Origin of the sequence: Algoriphagus sp. A40 (assembly GCF_002002735.1) — a bacterium.
Classification (GTDB): Bacteria; Bacteroidota; Bacteroidia; order Cytophagales; family Cyclobacteriaceae; genus Algoriphagus.
The window spans coordinates 21357-33861 of sequence record NZ_MUNY01000036.1 but is presented as its reverse complement, the minus strand read 5'-3'; the positions used below and the strand labels follow the sequence as shown (position 1 = coordinate 33861).

Sequence of the window (12505 nt, the reverse complement as noted above, 5' to 3'; positions counted from 1 at the left end):
GAAAAGACCGGTAAAACTAATAATGAATCACATTGAAGTTTAAGGGAATCAAAGCAAGAAAAATCGGATATGAATCAATCAGGATAGATATTATTCCAATCTGTTTTCATATCCACAATCAGCCAGTTGAACTTCTGAGCATCGTCCAGTCCTTTTTCCAATTTTCCAATGGGTGAGCCCCTGTCATAGGCATATTCCCGTACAGAGTCCGTATGGTGGACAATCAATCCAAAGCGTGGCCCTGCACCGGTCGTGGTATATTCCAGCATCTGGTAATCTCCGTCTGAATTGCCTGCCGCGAAAACCGGTCTTTTGCCAATATGCTGGAAGATGCCCACAGGTTTTCCTGCCCCATCATCGATAAAATTAAGTTCCGCCAATTTGGAGATGGTCGGATTTCCTTCTACTACTTCATATTTCGCCTTGATTGAGCTACCGATGACCTGATAGGGAGGGATTCCGTAGGCTTTTTCTGCCCAAACCCGCATAAAATCAATTCCACCACCTGACACAATGAAGGTTTTGTATCCCTTGCCTCTGAGCAAATCCAACAGCTCAACCATCGGCTGGAAAATCATTTGGTTGTAGGGTTTGCCTGTTTTGGGATGAACTGAAGTGGCTAGCCAATCTTCCACAGATTTGGTAAACGCCTCGCTGTCCATTCCTGCATGAGAAGCCATTACCAATTGGATCAGGGCTTTTTCCCCGCCTTTCATCACACCTGCCAAATCTCCGGCAAGAAGACTTTTGTAGGGTTCCTTACCAGCCCATTCGGGATGGTTTGGTGCTTCTTTTTTGATAAAATCGATGGCATAGGCAAGCTGAAAATACATGGGTTGCTCAGACCATAAAGTACCATCGTTGTCAAAAACTGCAATCCGATCGGCTTCAGGAATAAAATCCGGACTGCCATGCGTTGTGGTTTTGGTTACAAAATCCAGAATTGCTTGCTTGCTTTTTCCGTTATTCCAAGAAGGAAGTGAATCCTTGATTGCTGTGGTATCCAACGAATTTGTTTCTGTCGGTTTTTTGTTACAACCAAAAACAAAGAGGAGAATAAAAAGAATTGAGAAGGGCTTTTTCATAAAATAGGGTTTAAAAAAACCGGAGCAATCTTGAAGATTACCCCGGCTACTTTTAGGTATCGATGGTTAACTTATTTGTTTACTCCCGACCCTTGAGTCACTGATTCCATGACTCTGTCCAAGTTAAAACTTCCAGGCTTTTGTCTTGGAGGAAACTCTCTGAAACTTTGCAGCCATTGACCTACATACCCTGCGGCAGGTGCGATCATAAACATATGTTCTGCAAACCATCTTTCATAATCCATTCCGATTTCATGAGCCAATTCAAAAGGATCCATTCTTAGATTAGTCAGCATCGGAGCACGAAGAACGGTGAATGGCTCCTGCCAAACCGCCAATCCATGAGCATCCTGACGTAAGAAAGTAGCCTTCCAGTTGCCATATCTGAGAGCTGCTACACTTCCATCATCTGTCCAATAGATAAACTCCACGCGTGGCCATGCAGATTCCCCTTTCAAGGCAGGAATAAGATTGTATCCGTCTAAGTGTACTTTATATGTTGTTTCTCCTATCTTTTTTCCAGAAAGCAAATCTTGTTTTACATCTGTAACGCCCGCAGCAGCAGCAAATGTGGTCAGCATGTCCTCGTGTGCCCCAATTTCATTGATGATTGATCCCGGCTTAATTACACCCGGCCATTTGATCAGAGTTGGAACCCGATATCCGCCTTCCCATTGGGTGTTTTTCTCTCCTCTGAACATGGTAGTTCCACCATCGGGCCAGGAAAAGGATTCAGAACCGTTGTCTGAAGAATACATGATGATCGTATTTTCTTCCAAACCGAGTTCTTTCAGCTTGTCCAGAAGGAGTCCGACCTGTCTGTCATGTTCCACCATTCCGTCTGCATAGATTCCCAATCCGGTTTTGTTTTTTAGGCTGTCAAGCAGGTGCGTGAAGACGTGCATTTTGGTACTGTTCCACCAGATGAAAAATGGCTTGTCAGCTTCTGCGGCTCTCTCCATGAAATCCATTGCTCTGTTATTGACATCTTCGTCGATGGTTTCCATTCTCTTTTTAGTCAGAGGTCCTGTATCTTTTATTCTTCCATCAGCGTAGCTCTCAATCACACCCCTTGGGCCAAATTTCTTTTTAAATTCAGGGTTTTTAGGATAGTCCGGATGCTCTGGTTCCTCTTCGGCATTGAGGTGGTAGAGGTTACCATAGAATTCATCAAAACCGTGATTGGTAGGAAGCATATCATCCAAATCTCCCAAGTGATTCTTACCAAATTGACCAGTCATATAGCCTTGAGCTTTTAGTACAGTGGCAATAGTCGGATCCAATTTCGTCATCCCCTCGGGTGCCCCGGGTAGACCCACTTTGGTAAGGCCTGTTCGGATTGGTGATTGACCTGTGATGAAAGCCGCCCGACCCGCTGTACAGCTTTGCTGTCCATACCAATCAGTAAAAATTGCTCCTTCTTTGCCGATTCGGTCAATGTTTGGAGTCTTGTATCCCATCATCCCCATATTATAGGCACTGATGTTAAACTGTCCTATGTCATCTCCCCAGATAACCAAGATGTTGGGTTTCTTTTCCTGGGAAAAGCTTAGGGTCACAAAGGCCAAAGCAATCCCAAAGGTTAGCATGGTTTTTTTCATAAAATGAATTGATAGTTAGTAAATAGGGAAAAAACTTGTGAGAAAAAGGTCGCAATTCCTTTAGCGAAAGGTAGTATAATCAGTTTCAACCTTTTGGGTCTGAAATACTGATATTGATCATGAAAATGTCAAGAATGATCCAACATTGGCAAAAATCAGAAGCTTTTGAAGTTCAGGATTGATTCAAAGCCTTACCATATGTGTTTTTCCGCGATGTTTTACCTAGCCAAAGAAAAAATGTTTTGATGCTGGCCTTAGGCAAATTCCCCTCGCCGAGGCGGAGGGCTAGAGTCTGTCACGACGATAATCGGGAGAGATTTTGGCTGGAAAAGTCCCATTCGACAGTCTCAGGGAAATCGTTTTTAATTTTTTTGATTGAACCATTTAGATAATTCAGAAAATTAAGGACTAATGCCAGTCTCGTTGCCGGAAGAAAAAATCAAAGTTGAAAATAGCACTTCATGTCCTCAATTCCCTGAAGGATTCAATTTCGCCCAACCCGCCTTCAATTTCCGGTTTTGATGTATTGGATGGCTCTTTCCAAAATGGGGTCCTTTCCTTTTGAGATGTCATCTGGACTCATGTTCACTTCAATATCCACAGGTACGCCGTTTTCAAAGTTGATTCCATCCACGGTGTATCCGATTGTAGAACTGAAGTTGAAATACCAGCCGTTTGGAAGGTCATGTCCTGCAGGGACGCCGCTGCCACCGCCTGATTTATCACCCATCAGGATCGCATTTGGAATTCCCCGGATGTAGGCTGCAAAATAGCTGCCCGCACTGAAAACCCCCCGATTAGTCAGGACCACAATTCTCCCTTTAAACTTTGGCTTATCTGCCTCGGGTTCGAGCAGGATTTTCTTCAATTCGCCCAGATCATCTTTTCCCAGTCCATTCTTAGTTTGATAAGAATAGATGTGGGTCGGTTCCGAGATCATCCTTCGGGCCATTTTTAGGCCATTTTCAGGATTGCCCCCACCGTTGTTTCTTACGTCGATGATCACGCCGGGGAGATTTTCGAAGCGGTTGATAACCTCGTCCAGTTCCGAATCCAAAATCCTGTTCACAAAACTCCTGTAGTGGATATAACCCACTCCGTCAATTTCTTGATTGAGCAGGAAGCCGGTGATCCGGTAATTTCCCAGGTAGTTGCGCTCCAATACTTCAAAACTGTAATTGGGTGCCGCATCCAGGTAAGGCTGGTATCTGCTGATGTCAAATGGAGTCCGGAGATTGACATGCCCGTCCTTCAGAGTTTTGAGCATGGCTGCCATGTGGTCAAAAAACTCCTTTTCACTTTTGCTGCCTGCTACCAAGGGCTGATACACCGTATAAATGCTGTCCCAGTTGATCTTTTTGTATTCGAAAAAAGTGTAGCGCTGGTCCATGGTGTTCCACAGGACTTCGAAGTTTTCAGAAAAAGAATTTTCCGGATCTTCCTCGATGAAAAGCTGATTGCAGGAATTCAGGCCAAATACGACCAAAAATCCTGCGATTAGATATAGGAGGTTCTTTTTCATTTCGCTCTCAAGAAGAAGTTAAGGGAAAAGGTATGCACCGCAGCCTGGGTGGTCCAGGGTTCCTGAAAGGAATAAAACTGCCAATCGTAGCCAGCCTGCATTCGGTTGCCGGATGCTATCGGCAAATCCAGTCTAAATGAAGTCTGAATCCTTGGAAAATTCCCCATCCAGGTCACGTAATTGTTTTCAAACATATCCACCAGGAAATCCTTATTGATATCCAAAAAGTCCGGCACTCCGGAATAAGAAGGCCTCAGGATATATCCGACCAGAGGGACTTGAAGACCAACCTGCAAGAGTGCATCTTTTTTCATTACGCGGACAGGTCTTCGATAAGCGCCTTCTGCCTTGAGTCCTCCGCCGATTTCATAATTGAGCTGACTGTTGTCCCACCTTGGACCTATCCGTAGGTGGAGAAGGTGATAAGCTGCAGGCCCCAGAAACCAGGAGCCTTTTGGTCTTTCACTCAGAAGAAACAGGTGGCGGAATTCGATTTCATTCCAAAACGAACTCACCGATGGCGCCTGAAACTTACCCCCAGCCTGATCTCTGTCAAATTCATCTGTCTTTACAGAACCGATCGAACCCTCAAACTCAAAATACCGGAGGGTATTTCCTTTGATTTTTTGGTGCTGAAGCGACACGAAAAAGCTCGTACCCTGATAGGTGGACTGGGTGACGAGTTGGTCTTTGAACGTCCGGGACTGAAGTCCCAAACCGAGTCCGAAATAGCTTTCTTTTGGTTTTTCCTGCGCATTTAGTACAGGAACAAAGAACAAATACAGCAAGAGAACAAAAATGTATTTCCGCATAAGGTATCCGGTTTGGAAGGGGATCAGACCCAAAGATGCTGGAAACTGAGGAAAGGTTGCAAGGCAAAAGTCAAAATGTGTTTTTGGGCTGGCGTTTGGGGGTTAAATGTCCGACACCCTTCGGGGTCGTTGGATCGTGAGGTGGTATCCTTGTCCACGGGTTGGGATTCGACAAGCTCACCCACCAACCCGTGGCTATTGAGAAGTTTGACCCCTGTCGGGGTCGGGAATTGAAACCAAAAGGTGAAGGGAATTTGGGTTTTGGCGATTTTAAAATATGGAAATCACGACGGTGAAGCCGTCGAACTTCTCAATAGCCCTAGGTGCAACCTAGGGAAAAAGGAAATCAAGGACGAAGACGACAACCCCGAAGGGTGTTGAACTTGTGGAAACATTCGCCAAATTATCCAAAAACAATTGGGCTAAAGCCCCGGAAATTTTGTGATTCCATTTTGGAATGGGCTAAAGCCACATTCCAATTCATAGCCGATAAATACCAAACCATGAATTGCCCCCAGCTTCAGCTGGGGGATAGAAATTATGCAGGAGATATCCGGGCTTTAGCCCAATCCTTTAGATAGTTTTTGGGAAATGGAATTACAAATTCCGAAGGATATTAAGGTAGGACAATGCGTAAAAAAATGATTCGCCGCGGTGAATCATTTTAGCCTTGGGCCAGATTGCAGGGTGGCAAATTACACCTAGCGCCAACGGAACCTCAAAGCTTAAAGTTAGGAGAATACTCTGAGGCAAGGAAGTATGAATTAATTACTTGAACTTTATAAACTTGTTGCCCTTAAAAGCATTTTTAAGTGCTTTTTCGAGTTCCTTTGTTGCGTCATTTGCAAATTGTTTCTTTACATCATCAATTTTATCAGAATTCAGTCTAATAAGTTCTTCTCGGCCGCCAGAGAATTTCCTTCCACAAGAATTACATTCTCCGTAACCATTATTATGACTTAACGTCAGATCTTGACTTTTACAACTTGGACATTCCAATGTGATAGTTTTTTGAAAATTATTTTTCATGATATTTGTGGTTAATAAACATCATAAATTTACAATATTCAGATTAGAATAAAGGGTGAAAATAAATATTTATCTGACATAAACTGTCATATTTTAGTTATTAAGGCTCTATAAAGTTTTCAATGATAGACTACATTAAATGCAAATTGGATCTCAAGAAGAATGAAAAATTAAACTGAAGTGGCTTTTAATCAAGGGAATTTTTTACCTAATCTACTACTTTCAACTACCTCTTTTAAATCAATTTTAAACATATTTATAGCTTTTTCACATAAATAAAACAATTCTTCCAAAGAAACTGAGTATCTTCCCTTGCCTTCTGAAGTTGTAGAAAAGAATGCCGTTTTATGTTTAGTCGACGTAGGAAACATTTTTGCTTCCGCTCCTATCAATCCGTTATGAATAAGTTTACTTCTGAATCTATTGTATAAGTATTTTATTTCTTCATTTGTCAAATTTTGATTAAAGTATTTACTGTTTAAAATAAAAAATGAACTTTCATCCTTTTTTGAAATTACTCTAACATTTTTCCCATCCACAATCATTTCTAAATCCTTCTTGTCTTTAAAGCAATTTCCTATAATATCAATAATAGAAAAAAGAATAATTGCTGAGGGATAACCAAGATTTCCGGTAACAACTCTACCAAGTTTATTTCCAAATTTTTTATCATAAAATACTGAGAATTTTGCACAGGTTATCAATTCGTCCAAAGCCTCTTCGATCATTTGATAAGGAAATTTATTTCTTTCACTCATAAAATTAATTTAATTCCCCCCTCCACTATCCTAACTTCCTCCATCCATCCATACCCCAAGGCATCGACTTTACACCCGAGGCGGGTATTGCTGAAAAATATTCCCAGAGGATTTTCCATTTGTGATTCATTTCTCTAAAGATATTAGTTTCTCTGAAAACGAAAAACGATTTGCTGGTGCAGAGACGGGAAATGTCAGCCCTGAGAATCCACACAAACTCCCCAGCAGGATTGTATCTCTCAATTTTTCCGGTATTTTTTGGGACTGATTTATCCTTTCTCCCAAATTACCTATGGCCCAAACCTACCCTTACAACCAAACCTATATTTGGCTGATCAGCATGACCGCCGCTTTGGGCGGATTTTTATTCGGGTACGATTGGGTGGTGATAGGAGGGGCCAAGCCTTTTTACGAACCTTACTTCAATATCACCTCGGTAGAAGATCAGGGTTGGGGGACGAGTTCGGCCTTGGTGGGTTGTATGGTCGGGGCGATTTTGTGCATTTTCATGAGTGACCGGTTTGGGAGAAAGCGACTGCTCATCCTTGCCGGATTACTCTTCACCGTTTCGGCAATCGGGACGGCCTTAGCAGTGACGTTTTGGGGATTCAATTTTTACCGGATCGTCGGAGGAGTCGGTATGGGCATTGCGCTGAATCTATCCCCGCTTTACATCTCCGAACTCGCACCTCCGGAGAAGCGGGGCAGATTGGTAACGATCAACCAATTTCTGGTCATGCTCGGGGTTCTCTTGGCTCAGATCGCCAACTGGCAGATTTCGCTTTTGGATACGGATTTAGCCGAAAATGCGGATTTTGCGGCAATTGCAGCGAGCTGGAGCGGGCAGGAGGGGTGGCGATGGATGTTTGGTGCGGAGACCGTTCCGGCGGTATTGTTTTTTGTACTGATGTTTTTTGTGCCGGAAAGCACCCGGTGGCTGATCAAAAACAACCAGCAGGATAAGGCTTTTAAGGTCCTGACCAAGATAGGGGGAACGGAATATGCCAAAGATTCGGTGGCCGAAACGCTTTCTACCCTGAGCGAAGGCGATCTTGGGGAGGTCCACTTGGGAGAACTCCTGAAAAAGAATGTGCTCAAACTTCTGGCACTGGGGATTTTTCTAGCATTTCTCCAGCAGTGGAGCGGGATCAATGTGGTGATCTACTATGCGGCGGATATTTTCCAGGCGGCCGGCTTCACGCTCAAGCAGATGATGCTCAATATCGTGGTGATCGGCGGGGTGATGGTGGCATCCATCTTTGTGACCTTCGCCACAGTAGATAAATATGGAAGAAAGTCCATCCTGCTGGTATGCCTTGCGGCCATGACGCTGCTGTATGCCGCATTGGGCTATTCGTTTTATGCGGATTTGGGAGGAACTTCGGTGGTGATTTTGGTGCTGTTGAATGTCATGTTTTACTCGATTTCTCTAGCGCCCTTATTATGGGTGGTGCTTTCGGAGATTTTTCCGACTCGGGTGCGGGGTGCGGCGATTTCGATTGGAGCCTTGGCCCATTGGATTGGGAATTTTACCCTGACCTATTCCTTCCCTGCCATCAAGGAAAACCTCGGTTGGGCCAATAACTTCTGGCTCTATGGCGTAATCTGCGCCGTTGGATTTTTGGTGATCTGGTGGATTTTGCCGGAGACGAAGGGGAAAACATTGGAGCAGTTGGAGAAGGAGTTGCAGTGATCAGTGCTCAGTATGAAGTGATCAGTTTGCAGTGGGCAGATTCGCCACGGTTTATTTCTTCACAAACCGGAAACTTCTCTCGCCTCGGTTTGTGTCTCCACAAACCGAAACTGACCTGAATGAGTATCATCAGAAGTTGGGAATTAAAAGAAACAAGTGAGTGAGGACACTCACTTGGGCACGGGAGCAGTGGTCAGTTGGCAGTGATACAGTGTTCAGTTGGAAGTGATCAGTTTGCAGTGGGCAGTTCCGCCCCGGTTTGTGTCTTCACAAATCGGAACTGACCTGAATGAGTATCATCGGAAGTTGGGAATTAAAAGAAACAAGTGAGTGAGGACACTCACTTGGGAACGGGAGACATCCGCCCCGGTTTGTGTCTCCACAAACCGGAATTAACCTGAATGAATATCCTCAGAAGTTGGAAATGAAAGGAAACGAGTGAGTGAGGACATTCCCTTGGGCACGGAAAAACATTGGTGCAATTGGAGAAGGAGTTGGGTTAATTCACTGCATCCAGTGACAATACTACTTTTTGAAATTGGGTGAATTCAATTTGATCAAAGGATAAAACTTTTTTACGACCTCCATATTTTCTGTTTGCTGCAGTCCAGCCACCAGACATTCATGCTTTCAAAACAAATTTCACCTGAGCTTGTTAGGATGCAATAACTCCAATAAACTATCCAATGAAAAAAATTAAATTCTTGACCTTGGCAGTGGCTGCGTTTGCTACTGCTTTTGTAGTAAGCTGCAGTGCTCCCAAAGAAGAGGCTGTCGAAGAAACCATGGAAGTCGTAGAAGCCCCTGCTCCAGCGGTGGAAGCTCCAAAAACCGTGGTTGATATCGCTGTTGGATCTGCAGATCACACGACTTTAGTCACTGCGGTGACTGCAGCTGGATTGGTGGAAACACTCAGCGGAACCGGACCATTTACCATTTTTGCTCCGACGAATGCTGCTTTTGCTGCTCTTCCTGCCGGAACAGTCGAAACTTTGTTGAAGCCAGAAAGCAAAGACAAATTGACCTCCATCTTGACTTATCACGTGGTAGCAGGCAATGTGATGGCGGCTGACCTGACAGATGGTCAAAAAGTACCCACATTAAACGGCCAGGAACTTACGGTATCGATTAAAGACGGTGTGGTGATGATCAATGGAGCAAAAGTGACCGCAGCGGACTTAGCTGGAAGCAATGGTGTGATCCACGTTGTTGACGCGGTGATTTTGCCAAAATAAGGATTGGATTAGGTTTAATGATAGAAAGACCGGTTTGATAAGCCGGTTTTTTTATTTTAAAACTCTTGGTTTAAAGGCCGAAACCAGGATTTCATTTTCCCCCATTTCCAATGGAATTTCCAATTAAATCCACCCCGCACCCAAAGCGACGGAAATCAGAATAAGAAGTATCGCGATTACCTGTTGGAGGAATTTAAAGGTGACTTTTTTAAAAAGTTTATTCCCGATATATGCTCCAAAAATGGCTGAGATGGTGGCGATTAGGACCAACCGGATGTTTTCAAGCAATCCCGCCTCCAAAAATCCCGTGGCATAGACGGACAGTCGGGTAAAATCAATGAGGGTTCCGATCACGACGGATGTTCCGACAAATGCTTCTTTGCTTAATCCGGATTTGATCAAAAATGCGGATCGAAGGGCTCCCTGATGTCCCGAAAGCCCTCCAAAAAAACCACTCAGAAAGCCGCCGATTTGTAAATGCTTTGGCTTGATCCGCACTTTTTCCATAAAAGGAACCAAATCCATCAATGCAAAAACTATCAAAAGAATCGAAATGATCAACTTGACTGGAGAGACTTCAAATTCACGTCCGGCAAGCCCGTAGCTGAAAAGAGGCCGAAACTCTGAAAACTGAAGCAAAAGCCAGGAACCCAGGAATGCTGCTAAAATCGCAGGAAGCCCAAATTGGACCAAAACAGAGCGGTCAGCATCTTTTCCCACCAGAAAAAGCTTGAAAATATTGTTGAAAAAATGCACCACTCCCGTCAGGGCAATTGCCAGATCAATGGGGAAGAAAAGGGCAAAAACCGGAGTAAGTATTGTCCCAAGCCCAAATCCCGAAAAGAATGTCAGAATTGCTGTAAGGAATGCTGCCAGAGAAATGATCAGAATGTCCAAATCAGGTCTTAGGTTGATGGTAATTCAATTTAAGAATAAAGAAATTGGCAAGTTTAATTTTGAAAAACAGAAAGTAGCATTAAAAAAAAATAGACCATAGGTGGCAATTAAAGGGCTTTTGACTGTTTTTTGAAATAAATCAGTGCCGGGGATTTTGAAATTCTAAACCATTTTTTCAAAAATCCTTTTTATCATCCTAATCCTTTTTAATTTTCTCCCATGAAGAAAACCCAACTTCTTTTCCTCACGATGTTCGGAATTTTGGCGTTTTCCTGCCAACCCAAAACTGAATCCACAAATCAAGAGGCTCCGCTTAAAAAAGTGGCAATCGCCGAAATCGAAGCCGGAATCAGGGATTTTATCGCAGCAAAAACGACTGAAAACAATGGGATTTTTCCGGTCAAGGATGAAAATCATGACCTTCGGATGAAATTGGTGCGAGTGCATACCGAGTACCTTTCTAATTTGGGCCCAAAGCGCCATTTTGCCTGTGTGGATCTGGTGGATGAGAGTGGAGATGTGTATGATGTGGATTTTTTCATGGAAGGTGATCCCGGCAGTATGACTGTCACAGAGACGACGGTTCATAAACTGAACGGTAAGCCTTTTTACAGTTGGAAACAGAAAAAAGAAGATAAAACCTGGTATCGCGTGCCTTTAGAACAATCAAACAACAGCCTTCTTGGCGTAGTGGAAGGAGAAGATTCCTTCGAATTTTATTATTCAGTTCAGGTTCCGGAGCTCAGCGGGCCGGCCAAAATGTGGATTCCGATTGCAGAGTCGGATGACTTTCAGGAGGTGACAATTCTTTCCATTGATTTGCCGGGGAAACACAGAAACCTGGACGAAAAGGTGTACGACAATACCATCCTTTATCTGGATTTGGGACCTGAAGACAGTGGAAAGGCTATAGAAATCAGCTATTCCGTCAATCGAAAAGAGAAAGGCCCTTATGAAGCTTCTGCTCCCGATCCAGCCGTTTACCTGGCTTCCAATATTCTGATGCCAAAGGGTGGAAGATTTGAAGAAATCGCCAAGGAGGTATTGGGGCCAAAAATCAGGGAAAGTCATCTCATTCAAGCCCGTGCGCTCTATGATTATATCATTGATAACATGCGCTACTTGAAGTTTGGGGATTTTGGAAGGGGAGACTCCAATTACGCCTGTGACTCCAAGACCGGAAATTGTTCGGAATTCCATTCCTTCTTTATTTCATTGGCTAGATCTGTGGATATTCCTGCTCGATTTGCGATCGGAGCGTCCATTCCCTCTGACAGAAATGAGGGTGGAATTGACGGGTACCACTGTTGGGCGGAGTTTTATGCCGATGGCAAATGGTGGCCGGTAGACATCAGTGAAGCGAATAAATATTCGGCTTTGGCAACTTATTATTTTGGGCGCCATCCGGCAAACCGGGTCGAACTGAGCCGCGGAAGAGACTTAACTGTCAACCCAAGTCCAGCCTCAGGACCGATCAATTTCCTGGCATATCCATACCTAGAAATCGACGGAAAAGAAGTGAAGGCAAAATCTACTTTTAGCTTTCAGCGAAAGGCAGATTCCTAAAAAAATAAGGGCTGCTCGAGGCAGCCCAAATTAAGATGTGAAAATAGCAAACAGGCTTTAATCGTAGCTTATTTGCTAGGAGTAGCAGTGGTGTCTGCTTCAGTTGGATGCTCAGTCGTGTCACTGCCAGCAGGATGCTCTCCGCCTTCAGGATGTTCCCCTTCAGCCTGCTCGGTGGTTTCTTCTGTTCCTTCTTTCTTTCCTCCGCAAGAAGTGAATGTCACTGAAGCAAGGAATCCGAATACCAAAGCAAGGGTAAGAATTGACTTTAATTTTTTCATTTTGATTGGGTTTAGAGGTCTTTCAT

General features: G+C 43.9%; 11 protein-coding genes. 3 read left to right on the top strand and 8 right to left on the bottom strand.

All coding sequences use genetic code 11. The features are described from left to right. Positions 1-74 precede the first annotated feature (74 nt). The 6 genes from B0E43_RS25035 to B0E43_RS25010 all read right to left on the bottom strand — a co-directional run bounded on the left by B0E43_RS25035 (position 75) and on the right by B0E43_RS25010 (position 6807). Positions 75-1085, bottom strand: coding sequence for an HAD family phosphatase (locus B0E43_RS25035; protein WP_077346714.1), 1011 nt, complete (start codon positions 1083-1085; stop codon positions 75-77). Between the two features lie 71 nt (positions 1086-1156). Next, a complete protein-coding gene (locus B0E43_RS25030) occupies positions 1157-2686 on the bottom strand; it encodes an arylsulfatase (RefSeq protein WP_077346713.1) in 1530 nt (509 codons plus the stop codon). 505 nt (positions 2687-3191) lie between these two features. Further along, complete coding sequence (locus B0E43_RS25025) at positions 3192-4208, bottom strand: S41 family peptidase (protein ID WP_077346712.1); 1017 nt, start codon at positions 4206-4208, stop codon at positions 3192-3194. After that, positions 4205-5020 (bottom strand): hypothetical protein, encoded by an 816-nt coding sequence (locus B0E43_RS25020; protein ID WP_139352649.1) that lies wholly within the window; start codon positions 5018-5020, stop codon positions 4205-4207. Before B0E43_RS25020 ends, B0E43_RS25025 begins: the two co-directional genes overlap by 4 nt. A gap of 768 nt (positions 5021-5788) precedes the next feature. Next, the gene (locus B0E43_RS25015) at positions 5789-6049 is read right to left on the bottom strand and encodes a hypothetical protein (RefSeq protein ID WP_077346710.1); all 261 of its coding nucleotides are present in this window, start codon (positions 6047-6049) and stop codon (positions 5789-5791) included. A gap of 191 nt (positions 6050-6240) precedes the next feature. Next, positions 6241-6807, bottom strand: a complete 567-nt coding sequence (locus tag B0E43_RS25010; protein ID WP_139352648.1) for a hypothetical protein — start codon at positions 6805-6807, stop codon at positions 6241-6243. 292 nt (positions 6808-7099) lie between these two features. Between B0E43_RS25010 and B0E43_RS25005 the strand changes: the two genes are divergently transcribed. Both B0E43_RS25005 and B0E43_RS25000 read left to right on the top strand, forming a co-directional pair. Next, positions 7100-8500, top strand: coding sequence for a sugar porter family MFS transporter (locus B0E43_RS25005; RefSeq protein ID WP_077346708.1), 1401 nt, complete (start codon positions 7100-7102; stop codon positions 8498-8500). A 686-nt stretch (positions 8501-9186) separates the two neighbouring features. Next, positions 9187-9735: a fasciclin domain-containing protein gene (locus B0E43_RS25000; RefSeq protein WP_077346707.1), complete on the top strand. Its 549-nt coding sequence runs from the start codon at positions 9187-9189 to the stop codon at positions 9733-9735. Positions 9736-9858: 123 nt separating this feature from the next. Here B0E43_RS25000 and B0E43_RS24995 read toward each other — a convergent pair whose 3' ends face one another. Next, complete coding sequence (locus B0E43_RS24995; protein WP_077346706.1) at positions 9859-10632, bottom strand: sulfite exporter TauE/SafE family protein; 774 nt, start codon at positions 10630-10632, stop codon at positions 9859-9861. Positions 10633-10851: 219 nt separating this feature from the next. Between B0E43_RS24995 and B0E43_RS24990 the strand changes: the two genes are divergently transcribed. Continuing rightward, positions 10852-12198: a transglutaminase-like domain-containing protein gene (locus B0E43_RS24990; protein WP_077346705.1), complete on the top strand. Its 1347-nt coding sequence runs from the start codon at positions 10852-10854 to the stop codon at positions 12196-12198. A 68-nt stretch (positions 12199-12266) separates the two neighbouring features. Here the strand turns inward: B0E43_RS24990 and B0E43_RS24985 are convergent, their stop codons facing one another. Continuing rightward, positions 12267-12479, bottom strand: a complete 213-nt coding sequence (locus B0E43_RS24985; protein ID WP_077346704.1) for a hypothetical protein — start codon at positions 12477-12479, stop codon at positions 12267-12269. Between the last annotated feature and the right edge of the window lie 26 nt (positions 12480-12505).